16 protein-coding genes are annotated in these 13,670 nt (G+C 45.2%); 6 read left to right on the top strand and 10 right to left on the bottom strand.

Annotated elements, in window-relative coordinates; all coding sequences use genetic code 11:
* The first annotated feature begins 40 nt into the window (after positions 1 to 40).
* Positions 41 to 253, top strand: a complete 213-nt coding sequence (locus tag SFC25_RS13045; protein WP_411215693.1) for a DUF6366 family protein — start codon at positions 41 to 43, stop codon at positions 251 to 253.
* Positions 254 to 324: 71 nt separating this feature from the next.
* Here the strand turns inward: SFC25_RS13045 and SFC25_RS13040 are convergent, their stop codons facing one another.
* Positions 325 to 1,518 carry an MFS transporter gene (locus SFC25_RS13040; RefSeq protein WP_411215692.1) on the bottom strand — a complete coding sequence of 398 codons (1,194 nt, stop codon included), beginning with the start codon at positions 1,516 to 1,518 and terminating at the stop codon, positions 325 to 327.
* 53 nt (positions 1,519 to 1,571) lie between these two features.
* Positions 1,572 to 2,150: a DUF2087 domain-containing protein gene (locus SFC25_RS13035; protein ID WP_411215691.1), complete on the bottom strand. Its 579-nt coding sequence runs from the start codon at positions 2,148 to 2,150 to the stop codon at positions 1,572 to 1,574.
* A gap of 129 nt (positions 2,151 to 2,279) precedes the next feature.
* Here SFC25_RS13035 and SFC25_RS13030 point away from each other — a divergent pair, with 129 nt between their 5' ends.
* On the top strand, positions 2,280 to 3,161 hold the full coding sequence (locus SFC25_RS13030; protein ID WP_411215866.1) for a diacylglycerol/lipid kinase family protein: 882 nt from the start codon (positions 2,280 to 2,282) through the stop codon (positions 3,159 to 3,161).
* Between the two features lie 13 nt (positions 3,162 to 3,174).
* Here the strand turns inward: SFC25_RS13030 and SFC25_RS13025 are convergent, their stop codons facing one another.
* A complete protein-coding gene (locus tag SFC25_RS13025; protein ID WP_411215690.1) occupies positions 3,175 to 4,218 on the bottom strand; it encodes an LCP family protein in 1,044 nt (347 codons plus the stop codon).
* 146 nt (positions 4,219 to 4,364) lie between these two features.
* On the opposite strand from SFC25_RS13025, the gene SFC25_RS13020 reads away from it, so the two are divergent.
* Positions 4,365 to 4,688, top strand: coding sequence for a thioredoxin family protein (locus SFC25_RS13020; protein WP_411215689.1), 324 nt, complete (start codon positions 4,365 to 4,367; stop codon positions 4,686 to 4,688).
* An 84-nt stretch (positions 4,689 to 4,772) separates the two neighbouring features.
* A complete protein-coding gene (locus tag SFC25_RS13015) occupies positions 4,773 to 4,991 on the top strand; it encodes a hypothetical protein (RefSeq protein WP_411215688.1) in 219 nt (72 codons plus the stop codon).
* Here SFC25_RS13015 and SFC25_RS13010 read toward each other — a convergent pair.
* The gene (locus SFC25_RS13010; protein ID WP_411215687.1) at positions 4,988 to 5,776 is read right to left on the bottom strand and encodes a serine/threonine protein kinase; all 789 of its coding nucleotides are present in this window, start codon (positions 5,774 to 5,776) and stop codon (positions 4,988 to 4,990) included. The genes SFC25_RS13015 and SFC25_RS13010 overlap by 4 nt on opposite strands.
* A 127-nt stretch (positions 5,777 to 5,903) precedes the next feature.
* On the opposite strand from SFC25_RS13010, the gene SFC25_RS13005 reads away from it, so the two are divergent.
* A complete protein-coding gene (locus tag SFC25_RS13005; protein ID WP_411215686.1) occupies positions 5,904 to 6,743 on the top strand; it encodes an SPFH domain-containing protein in 840 nt (279 codons plus the stop codon).
* A 12-nt stretch (positions 6,744 to 6,755) separates the two neighbouring features.
* On the top strand, positions 6,756 to 6,920 hold the full coding sequence (locus SFC25_RS13000) for a type II toxin-antitoxin system antitoxin (RefSeq protein WP_095217437.1): 165 nt from the start codon (positions 6,756 to 6,758) through the stop codon (positions 6,918 to 6,920).
* A 29-nt stretch (positions 6,921 to 6,949) separates the two neighbouring features.
* On the opposite strand, the gene SFC25_RS12995 is transcribed toward SFC25_RS13000, so the two are convergent.
* The 6 genes from SFC25_RS12995 to ilvC all read right to left on the bottom strand — a co-directional run bounded on the left by SFC25_RS12995 (position 6,950) and on the right by ilvC (position 13,656).
* Positions 6,950 to 7,891: a threonine ammonia-lyase gene (locus SFC25_RS12995; RefSeq protein WP_411215685.1), complete on the bottom strand. Its 942-nt coding sequence runs from the start codon at positions 7,889 to 7,891 to the stop codon at positions 6,950 to 6,952.
* Positions 7,892 to 7,953: 62 nt separating this feature from the next.
* Positions 7,954 to 8,535: a 3-isopropylmalate dehydratase small subunit gene (gene leuD, locus SFC25_RS12990; protein WP_411215684.1), complete on the bottom strand. Its 582-nt coding sequence runs from the start codon at positions 8,533 to 8,535 to the stop codon at positions 7,954 to 7,956.
* Positions 8,536 to 8,547: 12 nt separating this feature from the next.
* Positions 8,548 to 9,963 (bottom strand): 3-isopropylmalate dehydratase large subunit, encoded by a 1,416-nt coding sequence (gene leuC, locus SFC25_RS12985; RefSeq protein WP_411215683.1) that lies wholly within the window; start codon positions 9,961 to 9,963, stop codon positions 8,548 to 8,550.
* Between the two features lie 17 nt (positions 9,964 to 9,980).
* A complete protein-coding gene (gene leuB / locus SFC25_RS12980; RefSeq protein ID WP_411215682.1) occupies positions 9,981 to 11,066 on the bottom strand; it encodes a 3-isopropylmalate dehydrogenase in 1,086 nt (361 codons plus the stop codon).
* 24 nt (positions 11,067 to 11,090) lie between these two features.
* Positions 11,091 to 12,632: a 2-isopropylmalate synthase gene (locus SFC25_RS12975; protein ID WP_411215681.1), complete on the bottom strand. Its 1,542-nt coding sequence runs from the start codon at positions 12,630 to 12,632 to the stop codon at positions 11,091 to 11,093.
* Positions 12,610 to 13,656 carry a ketol-acid reductoisomerase gene (gene ilvC / locus SFC25_RS12970; protein ID WP_411215680.1) on the bottom strand — a complete coding sequence of 349 codons (1,047 nt, stop codon included), beginning with the start codon at positions 13,654 to 13,656 and terminating at the stop codon, positions 12,610 to 12,612. The genes SFC25_RS12975 and ilvC overlap by 23 nt, the downstream gene beginning before the upstream one ends.
* Positions 13,657 to 13,670 lie beyond the last annotated feature (14 nt).

The raw sequence follows: 13,670 nt of genomic DNA, 5'->3' as shown, positions 1-13,670 counted from the left end.
AAAGGAAGCTGGCTTTTTTTAAAAAACGAGGGGTGCTGTTATGTGTAAAGAGATAGAAGCTCCTGAGATGCGAACAGAAAGATTGAGACAAGAAGAAATAAAGAGAAATCCAGCAGGAAATGTGAGCGATGCATTCGACAGAGGTGAAAATGGGAATCTTGTTGATTTAGCAGGCGGTTTAAGCTGGAAAGTAACCGGGGGTATTCTTCTCATTCTGATAGGTTTTCTTGCAGCATTATTATTCCTAAAGTAAAAGACCTCTTCTGGAGGTCTTTTCTAATCTAATAAACTTTATAGAAAAGAACAAAGTCTTCATCGATATCTCTACATCTTACGGAAGCTATTTTTCTGTAAAAGCAGTATACTGCTGAAAACAATAATACTTAAACTGGATGCAAACAGTATAGATACTATTGAAATTTCCGCTATCAGCAGGAAAGAAACGAGTCCGTAAGACAAAGGAACCAAGCCGATGCTGACGAGCGTGCTCATGCTTAATACCCTTCCGCTCAGGTGCTTCGGTACAACTCTCTGGATAAGACTGATAACGGGTACATTGATAGCAGATACACAGACTCCGAGCAAGCAGAGCAGGATACTCGAAAGAATGAAGCTTTCGGACTGGCTATACAAACCCAGGAGTATACCTTCTCCCAAAAGTACTGCTGTTATCCAGCGCCCTTGCTTCTTTATCGTAAGCAGACCAAGCAGAATGCCGCCAATAATAATACCGCCTGAAAAACTGACTTGGAGAAAACTAAGTGTGAACGCATCACCGGCCAGGACGCCTTCCGCTAAGAGCGGTATACTAAGCATCAGCGGACCTATGTATAATAGATTATCAATGAGTAATGTCAGCATAAGCAATCGAAGGATAGAACTGCCCTTAATATATTGCAGTACCTCCTGAATTTGAAATCGGAATGATATTTTAGTTTCATTTAATTTTTGAGGTTCCTTGATTGTCAATTGGCAGAGACTGCTGATTAACAGAAATGTAAAAATGATAGAGAATACCGTGGAGTAAGAAAAATAAAATAATAAAAGGGCAGCAACTGGCGGTCCAAGAACTACGCCAAGCTGATTGATAGTCTGCATATACGCATTTGCTTTCATTAGATGTTTTTCAGGTATAAGCTGCGAGATGATGCTATCGCGAGCAGGCCAGAAAAAAGCATCCGATACCCCGAATGTTACGGCCAATATGAGCAGGGCAAAAAGATTTAATAAATTGCCTTCAGCGAAAAGCGCTGCTAGCAGCATCAAAATACTCCGGACTAAATGTGAAAAGAAAATGATGCGGCTTTTTCGAAGTTTATCAGCCACCATTCCACCTATAAACATGAATATTACTCGAGGCAGAGTTGTTGCCAGTAAAACTGCTCCCAGCAATTTCGGCACACCTAGTTCGGTTACAACATACCATTGCTCAATAAGCAAATACATGGAAATGGAGAAACCAGAAAAGATACTGGATACTAGCAAAAGGCTAAAATTACGATTACGTAACAAGATCATATCACATCCCCTTATTCGATATATATCTAATTATGGAGAAAAGGAAGCTGCTCCTAAAAAGAAGCAGGCCACATTTCCTCTGGATTTAGTTGATATGTATTTCCAGCACGGTAAATGAAATGGTGCATAATCCATTCTCTGCGAATCGTCGCATAATCCTCAAAGTATTGCTGGATAAATATGTTCAATTCTTGTTCTTCATATACTTGATGCCGCTTTAAATCCTGGATCATATAAGCTAGAACAATGACGCGTTTTTTCTCTTGTGCCGGCAGTTGTGTGAGCTTTCCATCTGGAGAGAAAAAGGCTTTAACTATCTTGAGTTTTTCTTCCGCATTTATATCTGCGCTTGGATGTTCGCTTTCTTGACCCAGTTGCAGAATGCTTGTTGCAAGCTTTTTCAAACGGGGTTCATCCAAATAAAAATAAATTGTGTTTCCGTCTCTGCGCTGATAGACAACCCCAACTTCTCTGAGTTTTGTCATATGATGCGTGATGGTAGGCGGCTTCAGACCTAGTTTATGTGCAATTGCCTGACCATGCAGAGGTCCCTTTTTTAAAACTGCAATGATCCGCATTCTCGTTGCATCCCCAACGGCTTTATGAAATCGGACTAATTTATCAAGCTGCATACATTCAACTCCTTCGATAATTAGATTAACATCTAATTAGGTAATTATCAAACTTTATTTTGTTTCATGTTATTCCAAATAAGGGTATAAGTTAAAAAAAAAGAGAAAGAGGCGGATGCTGTGCGGGCAATGTTGATCATAAATCCTTCATCAGGGAAGGAAAAGGCAATGCAATATGAGGAACAAGCTGTAGCGCTGCTTGGAAACCGACATGAACAAGTGGTGATAAAATACACTGAAAAAGAAGGGGATGCGACGGAATTTGCTGCGTCTGCTTGTGATGGTACATATGAAACGCTGTTGGCGATGGGCGGGGACGGGACAATCAATGAGTGTATCAATGGGCTGGCCGAAAAGGAGCAGCAACCCAATTTTGCTTTTGTTCCGCTCGGCACAGTAAATGATTTTGCCCGTGCATTGCAAATACCCCGAAAACCAGAGCAGGCATTAGCCTTGCTTGAGGAATATCATACAAAAGCCGTCGACATTGGTAAGTTAGGTAATCGTTATTTTATGAATGTACTTGCTGTGGGAGTGATAGCCGAAGCAGTGTATGATGTTACTCCGGAGGAGAAGAGTAAATACGGTCATTTTGCTTATCTGATGGAGGGAGCGAAAGCATTTCGGGATAAGACACCATTCCGGATCAGTGTCCATACAGGAGAAAAGGAAGCCTATAATGACAAAGCGTATATGATGCTAATCGCATTGACCAATTCTGTAGCAGGTTTCGAGAAATTTGCCGAACAAGCTGAAGTGGATGATAATCTGTTTCATGTCTTTATTTTGAATGATCTGTCCATTCCAAAGGCCGTAAAGCTGATTCCAGATATATTCAAAGGTAAATTGGCATCCAATGAGCAAGTTGTCTATCTCCAGGCTAATGAAATCAGCGTTACTTCTGACACGGAGCTGGTCGTCAATATTGATGGCGATGAAGGGGAGCCGCTTCCTTTTGAAGCCAAGGTTTTACCGGAAGAAATACGTGTAGTCGTTCCGAAAGAAAAATAAAAAACCTCGCCTATCAAGGCGAGGTTGCAGATGTAGAAGTTGTATTATCAAGCGCAGGAAGCTCTAACTGGTCACGCATCGTCTGAGTAGCGTTAGCCAATGATGTTGCATCCGGAAGGAAAGCGTAGGCGCTATAACCAGGAACGATGCCATTTCCTCCTTGGCCTTCCAGCTTCAGACTTTCTACTGTTAATTTGTTGTTCACACCGTAAGAAATGAAGCTTTTCATCTCATCAAACGTCATATTGGTAGTCATATTTGTACCAACGGCATCCAGAAGGCTGGAATACTTGAGGACTGAACTCATATCCGTCGCTTTATTCATCATCGCTTCAATGATTTGCTGCTGACGTTCACTGCGGGCAAAGTCACTATCTTGTTTCCGTGTCCGGGCAAGTGCCAGTGCTTCTTCCCCGTTCAGCGTCTGTACCCCTGGCTGTAGGTGGATGGCATTTTTTTCATCTTTGGAGTTCATTTCTTTAAGTTCATATGGTACATCAACTTCAATACCATCCAAAGCTTCCACAACACTGATAAATGCCTCAAAGTTTACATCGATATAATAGTCGACTGGAACCTGCGTCAGTTCTTCCACAGCTTCCACTGTCGCTGTAGGACCGCCATTATAGGAACCGTTTATTTTCGTGTTACGTTCAAGGTAAGGTACGTAGGTATACGTATCACGTGGAATGCTGAGCATTTTAATGCTTTTATCATCCTTATTGAAAGTAGCAAGAATCATTGTATCAGAACGTTTACCGATATTGTCCTGTTTATCCCGTTTCTCACTTGAATCAGAACCGATGAACAAAACGCTGACACTATCCTCGGCAGGATCCACTGCGCTGTCGCGAAGAGATGATTTGTCCCGGCCATCGTCAACGAATGAATCATTGGCGAGATTGCCTGCTTTTACATAAAGATAACCTGCGTAAGCTGCCGGAATTAGAATCAAAAGTAAAACAATCAAAAATATATTGCGGATAACGCGCTTCTTGCGGGATTTCTTCCGCTTTTTCTGTGAGCGGCGCAACTCCTGTTTATCTTCTTTTGCCATATATGTGTTTCTCCTTTAATCTGCTAATCTAGAATTTTGTCAAAATATGTTTGGATATCCCCAGAACCTACTATATCATATCATTCGCCATCAAGGGGTATGATTCTATATGATGGAGGAAACAACCAATAAAGCAGGTGGCTAGAATGAAATTGCATACGATTGAAGAAGTGGAAGTTTTTATCAAAACGAATAAACTAGCTGCGGTGTTCATCTCTTCTCCAGGCTGCAGTGTCTGCCAGGCTTTGCTTCCGAGAATAGCTGATATGCTGGAGAGATACCCCCAAGTTGAGCTGGGATATGCAGATGCCAGTGAAGTGCCGGAAGTGAAAGGGAGTTTCCTGGCATTTGGGGCACCAACCATCTTAGTATTTGCAGAGGGAAAAGAACAGATAAGGGAAGGCAGATTTATCCGGATGGAGGATTTTGAGAATAGAGTGGAAAGACTTGTTTCGCTGACGAATTATTAAGAATATGTAAAGAAACGTACTTCTTGGAACTAACATGGTATCATTTGCGTAAATAGACTAGTTGCTATTTAGGGAGGGAAATCTATGTTCAAGAAATTCATCCGTAAAATACAGGAATCCGCCGGTGGCAGCAGCCATCGCCGCGGCAGAAGATATGATTCCAGCGGTCATCGCGGACGCCGCTACGATTCCAGTGGTCATCGTGGACGACGTTATGGTTCTAGCGGCAGCAGCGGCTATGGCCGTAATCGTTATGGCGGCAGCAGCCGGTACAAGCGCCGTGGGTATGGAAGCAGCAGTTAATCTGCTGCTTCTTTTGCTTTTCTCAAGGTATCGATCGCATCAGATGCAGAAGGGAAGGGTTCCTGGATACCTAGTAGCTTTTCAACCACCTGTTTGCAAACGGGTGATAAAGTTAGCTCTTCCGTCCATGGTAGGGCTTTTTTAGTTGTCTTTTCATAGGTCGTATACAAAAGATAAAGCAAAATGTCACCTAAATCGAACAGATCTTGTTCCAGGCGATTCTGCTCCTCAGAGCTCCATGGACCACTGAACTGCTTTGCAAGTCCAAAATCAATGAGGCTGGCATGTCCAGATGCTAACATGATATTCGGAATTCGGATATCACCATGGTAAATACGATGTGCATGCAGATGGACTACTATTTGGGCAAGATCAATTGTCAGTGCAAGTGCTTCTTTTTCATGATATTGCTTTTTAGTATCAAATATATGCTGCTCCAGATTCTCTCCCGAAATGAAATCCATCACAAAGAAATAGCCGTCATCCGTATGGAAAAAAGAACTGGCAGCTGGAATGGAAGGATGCTTGAGTTCTCGAAGGAGCTCATATTCCTGCTGGAACATACGGAAATATTTCTTACGCCCCTGACGGCTGCGCCGGAGTTGTTTCACTGTACAAGTCTTCTGCAGGATACTATCAAAGCACAGATATGTAGTACCATAGCTGCCAGAACCGAGTTTACGGATGACGCGGTATCTCTTGGCAATAGAAGCTCCTTGCGGATATTTTTTATCGACAAGATAGCGGTGCAATAATCGAAACGGTCTGAAGACCTGATAGAGCATGTGAATTCCCCGATCTTTTTTTCTTTAAGTATATAGGCTTGTCTGCGGGGTTGCAAAGCATGTTATCAGAATATATAATAATATTAAAGTGATATCACTTTAATATGAAAATGTAGGAGTGACGTGTATGAAAGAAAAGCAAGCGGCTGCATTAAATGGTTTCCTTGGGGTGCTGATTATCCTTGCTTGTGCGGGTGCTGGCATCTTCAGTTTGACGCAGGAGGCTATCGTGCTGGCAGTCATACTCTTCGTTGTTGCTGTATTGCTGGTAACTGGAATCGTAATTGTGCCCCCTAATCAAGCCTACGTCGTAACATTCTTCGGAAAGTATATCGGTACAATTCGTGCCAATGGTTTGTTCCTGACTATTCCTCTGACAACAAGACAACGGATTACATTGCGAATCCGTAACTTCAACTCCAAGACATTGAAAGTAAACGATATAGAAGGGAATCCGATTGAAATAGCTGCGGTGATTGTGTATCGTGTAGTAGATACAGCTAAAGCGGCGTTCAATGTAGACGATTACGAGGAATTTGTAGCTATCCAAAGTGAAGCTGCAGTCCGTCATATCGCTTCCAATTATCCTTATGACAATTTCAATGAATCCGGATTCTCCCTGCGTGAAAATGGGGATGAAATTACTGGTAAGCTGCAGGCGGAATTGGAAGCACGTCTGAATGAAGCTGGTGTGGAAGTAATGGAAGCACGCTTCACACATCTTGCTTATTCAACGGAAATTGCCCAAGCGATGCTGCAGCGCCAGCAGGCCGCTGCAATCATTGCTGCCCGCAAGATGATTGTGGAAGGGGCAGTTGGAATGTCGATGGATGCTGTGGAAGCTTTGAACGAAGGCGATTTGGAACTCGATCCAGAGCGCAAGGCGCAGATGGTGAATAATCTGATGGTGGCCATTGTTTCCGATCGCGGGACACAGCCCGTCGTGAACAATGGATCACTATATTAAAGCAGGGGTCATATGGCAAAAAAGAAGAGTTTTCCGCTACGCATCAACCAGGATATCTATGACATGGTGCAGAAATGGGCAGACGATGATTTTCGCAGTGTGAACGCTCAAATTGAATATTTGCTTCGGGAACAGCTGAAGCAAGCTGGCAGACTGAAGCCGGAAAAAGAAAAATAGAGCAGGAAGCAAAAGCTTCCTGCTCTTTCTTATGCCAAGCTGTTGGCAGGGAGATGCATAGTAAGTGCATGCAGCTCAGTCAGCTTATGAAGATCGAAGTTCCCACCGCTGATGATGACCCCACAATGATTGGAACGTATACTCTGATGATGGCGCATCAGTGCTGCAAAACTAGCGGCACCAGCACCTTCTGCAAGCGTCTTATGCCTTTCAAGCAGCTGCAAGACACCCGCAGCTATATCACGCTCCGAAACAGTAACGATATCATCCACATATTGCTGTATAAGCGGCAGTGTTACTTTCCCAGGCTCATTGACAGCTATGCCTTCAGCAATTGTTGTACAAGGAAGGGATGGTATCAAATGCTTGTGAAATGCGTGATAGGTTGCGCATACTGCTTCTGTTTGCACACCGATGACTCGAATCGACGGTTTGATCTGCTTGGCGGCAAAAGCGATACCGCTGATCAGGCCGCCGCCTCCGATCGGAACGATTAGCGTATCGAGCTCAGGCTGGTCTGCCAGCATTTCTACAGCAATCGTTCCTTGTCCGGCGATAATGTCGATATCATCAAATGGATGGATGAAAGTACCTCCAGACTGCTGCTGTTCCTTCTGGGCTGCAAATAACGCCTCCTGGAACGTTTCACCAGCTAACACAACCGTTGCGCCATAGCTTTTGGTTGCTTCCACTTTTGGCTTTGGTGTATGGATTGGCATGTAGATTTTTGCTGGAATGTCGCGTTTCGCTGCTGCAAGCGCAACTCCTTGTGCATGATTGCCGGCTGAAGCTGCGATAACGCCGCGTTTTGCTTCCTCATCCTTCATGCTGCCAATCTTGAAAATGGCTCCACGTGCTTTGAAAGCACCCGTTTTCTGCTGGTTTTCCATCTTCAGATATACGTTCCTGCCCATCATTTTATCCAATGTAGTAGATGTCCTGATTGGCGTATGATGTACCAAACCATTCAAATAAGCTGCAGCTGCTTGTATCTTTTTCTGACTTAAGCAATCCCCAATGCCTTCACACTCCTTTAATGTGTCTGTTCAAATTGTGTAATCTGATCAGCATAGCTCAATGTAATGCCAATCTCGTCCAGTCCATTTAAAAGCATATGTTTATTATAGGCAGGAATGTCAAAGCCTGCCTCAAAACCTAGCTTATCATATACTTTCTGTTTTTCCAGATCAATTGTCAGTGTATAAGAATCTTTTTCTGCCTGATCGAGCAAATAGTCTACTTGATCTTCTGACAGGCGGATAGCGAGTATCCCGTTCTTAGTTGTATTATTGTAGAAAATGTCTGCAAAACTAGGAGCAATGATTACCTTGAAACCATAGTCCAAGAGAGCCCATGGAGCATGCTCACGTGATGATCCGCAGCCGAAATTGTCGCCGCCGATCAAGACGGATGCACCCTCATATTTCGGCAGATTCAAAGAAAAGTCTGTACGTGGCTTGTCATCTTCATCGAAACGCCAGTTATAAAAGAGAAATTGCCCAAAACCCGCCCGTTCTATACGCTTTAAAAATTGTTTTGGTATGATCTGGTCTGTATCTACATTGCGTTTTGGCAACGGATAGACAAGTCCATTATGCGTTTTTATAGGTTCCATTTTGTATCCTCCTTACACAGTGGGTGCTACTACCTGCCGGGCATCGACAAAGCGTCCTTCAATTGCTGCCGCAGCAGCCATTTCGGGGCTTGCTAAGTGTGTGCGGGCTCCTGCACCTTGGCGGCCTTCAAAATTACGGTTCGAGGTAGAAGCACAGCGTTCACCGGCAGGAACGACATCTTCATTCATTGCCAGACACATGCTGCAGCCGGCGTCACGCCATTCGAAGCCTGCTTCCTGGAAAATTTCATCCAATCCTTCTTGTTCTGCCTGCATCTTGACAGTGAATGAACCTGGAACGACCATGGCGCGGACAGAAGGGTGGACTTTCCTTCCTTTGATGACACTAGCTGCCTTGCGCAAGTCTGTAATCCGCGAATTTGTACAGGAGCCGATGAAAACATGCTGAATTTCAATGGAAGTCAGCTGTTGGTTTGCCTCCAAGCCCATATAAGCTAGGGCTTGCTCGACAGAAGCTCTTTCATCCTTATCCTCGATAAGTGCCGGATCTGGAACACTTGCAGATATCGGCAGACACATTCCAGGATTCGTTCCCCATGTGACCTGCGGTTCGATTTCAGATGCATCCAAATAAACGGTGTGGTCATAGACTGCGCCTTCATCCGTAGCAAGGTTTTTCCACTCGGAGACAGCAGCTTCAAAATCTGAACCTTCCGGCGCGTATCTTCTGCCACGCAAGTATTCAAATGTTGTCTCATCTGGACTGATCAGGCCAGCTCTGGCACCTGCTTCAATGGACATGTTACAAACTGTCATTCGTTCTTCCATTGATAATTCTTGAATTGCTTTGCCGGTATATTCAAGCACATAGCCGGTTCCGAATTTGACACCGAATTTACCAATGATGGCGAGGATCAAGTCTTTCGCAGTCACGCCAGTTCCTAATGATCCTTCAATATGAACATTGAGCGTCTTTGGCTTGTTTTGCCAAAGTGTCTGCGTAGCAAGCACATGTTCCACTTCACTCGTCCCGATTCCGAATGCAAGGGCTCCGAATGCGCCGTGTGTGGAAGTATGGCTGTCGCCGCATACAATTGTTTTACCAGGCTGCGTAAGCCCGAGCTGCGGGCCGATGACATGCACGATACCTTGATCCGGATGGTCAATGTCAGCTAGGCGAATTCCAAATTCGGCACAATTCGTACGCAGCGTCTCCATTTGTTTTAGTGCTACTTCATCTCGAATCAGCGGACGGTGGATCGTTGGTACATTGTGATCAACAGTTGCATAGGTACGTTCCGGCTGCCGTACTTTGCGACCGGCCAGGCGCAGACCTTCAAAAGCCTGCGGAGATGTTACCTCGTGCACAAGGTGCAAATCAATATACAAAAGGTCCGGCTTATCCGTTTCCTGTACAACAGTGTGCTTTTCCCAGATTTTCTCGATAATCGTCTTTGGTTGCTTCATTGTTCTCAGGTCCTTTCTTAAGAACTCACTTTGGCTGTCGTCAGCTGTTCTATGACAAGGGAGGTCATTTCTTTCGTACCGACGGTTTTCTCTGTATCCACCTGCATATCGGTTGTTCCGTAACCGTTTTGAAGTACATCATCTACAGCTGCTTCCACAGCGTCGGCTTCTCTTTCCATCCCGAATGAATACCGAAGCAGCATGGCTGCTGAGAGAATCGCTCCAAGCGGATTAGCAATATCCTTGCCGGCTATATCCGGAGCGGAGCCATGCACTGGCTCATACAAACCGAGCTGATCCTCACGCAAGCTGGCAGAAGGGAGGAGGCCGAGAGATCCGGTAAGCACGGATGCTTCATCGCTCAGGATATCGCCGAATAGGTTCTCGGTGACAATAACATCGAAATAGGTTGGGTTCGTAATGAGTTTCATCGCAGTAGAATCCACGAGCATATGCTCAACCGTTACTTCTGGATAGTCTTTGCTCTTTTCATCGACGATTTCACGCCATAGTTTGCTGGATTCGAGTACATTTGCTTTATCAACGGAAGCTAGACGTTTATTCCGGAGCATAGCGCTCTGGAAACCTGTATCGATAATCCGTTCGATTTCGCTTTTTTCATAATGCAAGGTGTCGACAACGGTTTGACCATCTTCACGGCGTTCGCTTGGAAGCCCGAAATAAAGTCCTCCGGTCAGCTCTCTTACAATCAATAAATCGCTGCCTTCAACGATTTCCTGCTTGAGCGGGGAACTAGCAAGCAGGGAAGGGAAGGTTTTGACGGGACGCAGGTTTGCAAATAGACCCAAACCCTTGCGCAGCTGGAGCAGCCCTTTTTCAGGCCGCAGATGAGGAGGCTGCTGATCCCATTTTGGTCCTCCTACAGCACCAAGTAAAATGGCATCTGATTCCTTACAAGCTTGAAGGGTGTCTGCTGGCAGCGGTTCCCCGAATATATCTATGGCTGCACCGCCAATCATCTTACTTGTAAAACTGAAGTTGTGGGAAAAGATGACGGCCACTTGCTGCAGGACGGAAGCCGCAGCTTCTGTCACAGCAGGACCGATTCCATCTCCCGGAAGCAGTACGATGTTTTTATGCATAGTTAACACTCTCCAGGTCAGGGTTTAAATTAGTGCTTGAACCTTTTTCATTGTGGCTGCACGCAGAGCGCGGTTCACGCCGTTGACAAAGGCATGGCTGGAAGCTTTCAGTACATCATTCGCTGTGCCGCGGCCGGTAAAGGGATCACCGTCAACTTGCAGCTGTACATGCACTTCAGCGAGAGCATCTTCTCCTTTGCCGACAGAATGTATGCGGTAGTCGGTGAGTGTTACTTTTTCATCGATTAAAGCAGCCAATGTATTGTAAATAGCTTCGACTGTTCCATGTCCGGTCCGGGCGGTTTCCTTGATGCCATGATCTGGAGTCTGCAGTGCAATCGTTGCAGTCGGCAGATTTTGTGGACCCATTGTTACTTGCAGGGCTTTTACTTCATACGTTTTCACTGGATCATGCTTGGTCTGGACGTCTAGTGCAATGGTAAAGAGATCATCATCCGTGATTTCTTTCTTTTTATCTGTCAGGCGCTTGAAGCGGTCGAATGCTTCCTGCAGCTGTGTTTCAGATAGTGCAAAACCAAGTTCTGCGATTCTGGTATTGAAAGCATGTCGTCCGGAATGCTTTCCAAGTACTAGATTGGTAGCATTCATTCCGACTAGGGCCGGCGTAATGATTTCATAGGTCTCTGCATGCTTCAGCATACCGTCTTGGTGGATACCAGATTCATGAGCGAAGGCGTGATCACCGACGATTGCTTTGTTGCCCGGCACCGTCATGCCCGTTAATTTGCTGATCAAGCTGCTCGTTCGTTTGATTTCGTGCAGAACGATGCGGGAGGAGTGCTCATACGCATCTTTACGAATGTGAAGGGCAACCGCAATTTCCTCAAGGGCAGCATTTCCTGCACGTTCCCCAATGCCATTTACCGTACCTTCGATTTGAGTTGCGCCGTTTTCGATAGCAGCAATGCTATTGGCTACAGCCATTCCCAAATCATCATGGCAGTGTGCTGATAGATCTGCTTTCTCGATATTCGGAACGTGTTCCTTCATATAAGCAAACATTCTGCCGTACTCGGCGGGTGTTGCGTAACCGACAGTATCAGGCAAGTTTACTACTGTTGCACCAGCGTCTATGACAGCCTCAACGACTTTGGCAAGGAAGGGAAGTTCAGATCTGGAAGCATCTTCTGCAGAAAATTGGACAATCGGGAACCGTTCCTTCGCATAAGTGACCATCTCAACAGCTGTTCGAAGCACTTCCTCAGGTGTTTTCTTCAGCTTGTATTCCATATGGATAGGTGAGGTGGCTAAGAATACATGAATCCTTGGCTGTTCTGCATCCTTCAATGCTTCCCAGGCGGTATCGATATCGCTTTTCTTTGCCCTGGCCAATGCTGTGACAGCAGTAGTTTTAATGTTTTTGGCTATTTCCTGAACAGCGAGGAAATCACCTTCGGAGGAAGCGGGGAAGCCCGCTTCCAATACATCCATTCCGAGGCGTTCCAGCTGACGGGCAATTTCAAGCTTCTCCAGTTTGTTCAGATTGACTCCTGGTGTCTGTTCGCCGTCACGTAATGTTGTATCAAAAAATTTTATTTGAGCCATGGACGATCACTTCCTCAGCGGATTGATTTTTCTTGCCTTGTTTGACGAATGGCATCAATTCGCGGAGCTCACGGCCGATAGTTTCGATTTGGTGATTTGCTTCTTTCGTATTGATAGCATTGAATTGCGGGCGATTAGCTTGGTTTTCAAGAATCCAGCCTTTGGCGAATGTGCCATCCTGGATATCTTCCAATACTTCTTTCATACGAGCCTTCGTTTCGCCATTGACAACGCGCGGCCCAGAAACGAAATCACCCCACTGAGCTGTATCAGAGATGCTGTAACGCATACCTTCCAGACCATCCTCATACATAAGATCGACGATCAGTTTCAACTCATGAAGACACTCAAAGTAGGCAACTTCCGGCTGATAACCAGCTTCTGTCAACGTTTCGAAGCCTGCTTTGACAAGGCTGGTAAGTCCGCCGCAAAGGACTGCCTGCTCACCGAACAAATCAGTCTCCGTTTCTTCCTGGAATGTTGTTTCCAAAATTCCAGCTCGACCTGCTCCGATACCTTTCGCATATGCCAATGCGATTTCTTTTGCAGTGCCGCTGATATCTTGGTAGATACCAAATAGGGCAGGAACGCCAGCACCTTCTGTATACGTACGACGGACAAGATGACCCGGGCCTTTCGGTGCTACAAGAAATACATCCACATTGGATGGAGGTGCGATTTGGTTGAAGTGAACGTTGAAACCATGTGCGAATACAAGGGCATTTCCAGTTTCCAGATTCTGTTCGATGCTTTCTTTGTAGATAGCAGGCTGCAGCTCATCCGGAACAAGCATCATGATGATATCTGCTGCTTGAGCCGCTTCAAAAGCAGAACGCACATCATGTCCGTCTTCGACTGCTTGATCCCATGATTTACCTTGCCTTACTCCTACAACAACATCAAATCCGCTTTCTTTCAGGTTTTGCGCGTGAGCATGGCCTTGAGAGCCATAACCGATTACTGCGATTTTTTTACCTTTCAATACCTCTTCTTGAATGTCATTGTGATAGATAACTTTTGCCATATTCTCGTCATTCC

The sequence above is a fragment of the Terribacillus saccharophilus genome, from assembly GCF_046592595.1.
Classification (GTDB): Bacteria; Bacillota; Bacilli; order Bacillales; family Amphibacillaceae; genus Terribacillus; species Terribacillus saccharophilus_C.
This window is presented reverse-complemented; position numbering and strand designations above follow the sequence as displayed.

Bases quoted from the DNA above. Each gene is read 5' to 3' on its own strand.
- SFC25_RS13045 (WP_411215693.1), top strand. From the start codon at position 41: ATGTGTAAAGAGATAGAAGCTCCTGAGATGCGAACAGAAAGATTGAGA.
- SFC25_RS13040 (WP_411215692.1), bottom strand. From the start codon at position 1,518: ATGATCTTGTTACGTAATCGTAATTTTAGCCTTTTGCTAGTATCCAGT.
- SFC25_RS13035 (WP_411215691.1), bottom strand. From the start codon at position 2,150: ATGCAGCTTGATAAATTAGTCCGATTTCATAAAGCCGTTGGGGATGCA.
- SFC25_RS13030 (WP_411215866.1), top strand. From the start codon at position 2,280: ATGTTGATCATAAATCCTTCATCAGGGAAGGAAAAGGCAATGCAATAT.
- SFC25_RS13025 (WP_411215690.1), bottom strand. From the start codon at position 4,218: ATGGCAAAAGAAGATAAACAGGAGTTGCGCCGCTCACAGAAAAAGCGG.
- SFC25_RS13020 (WP_411215689.1), top strand. From the start codon at position 4,365: ATGAAATTGCATACGATTGAAGAAGTGGAAGTTTTTATCAAAACGAAT.
- SFC25_RS13015 (WP_411215688.1), top strand. From the start codon at position 4,773: ATGTTCAAGAAATTCATCCGTAAAATACAGGAATCCGCCGGTGGCAGC.
- SFC25_RS13010 (WP_411215687.1), bottom strand. From the start codon at position 5,776: ATGCTCTATCAGGTCTTCAGACCGTTTCGATTATTGCACCGCTATCTT.
- SFC25_RS13005 (WP_411215686.1), top strand. From the start codon at position 5,904: ATGAAAGAAAAGCAAGCGGCTGCATTAAATGGTTTCCTTGGGGTGCTG.
- SFC25_RS13000 (WP_095217437.1), top strand. From the start codon at position 6,756: ATGGCAAAAAAGAAGAGTTTTCCGCTACGCATCAACCAGGATATCTAT.
- leuD (WP_411215684.1), bottom strand. From the start codon at position 8,535: ATGGAACCTATAAAAACGCATAATGGACTTGTCTATCCGTTGCCAAAA.
- leuC (WP_411215683.1), bottom strand. From the start codon at position 9,963: ATGAAGCAACCAAAGACGATTATCGAGAAAATCTGGGAAAAGCACACT.
- leuB (WP_411215682.1), bottom strand. From the start codon at position 11,066: ATGCATAAAAACATCGTACTGCTTCCGGGAGATGGAATCGGTCCTGCT.
- SFC25_RS12975 (WP_411215681.1), bottom strand. From the start codon at position 12,632: ATGGCTCAAATAAAATTTTTTGATACAACATTACGTGACGGCGAACAG.
- ilvC (WP_411215680.1), bottom strand. From the start codon at position 13,656: ATGGCAAAAGTTATCTATCACAATGACATTCAAGAAGAGGTATTGAAA.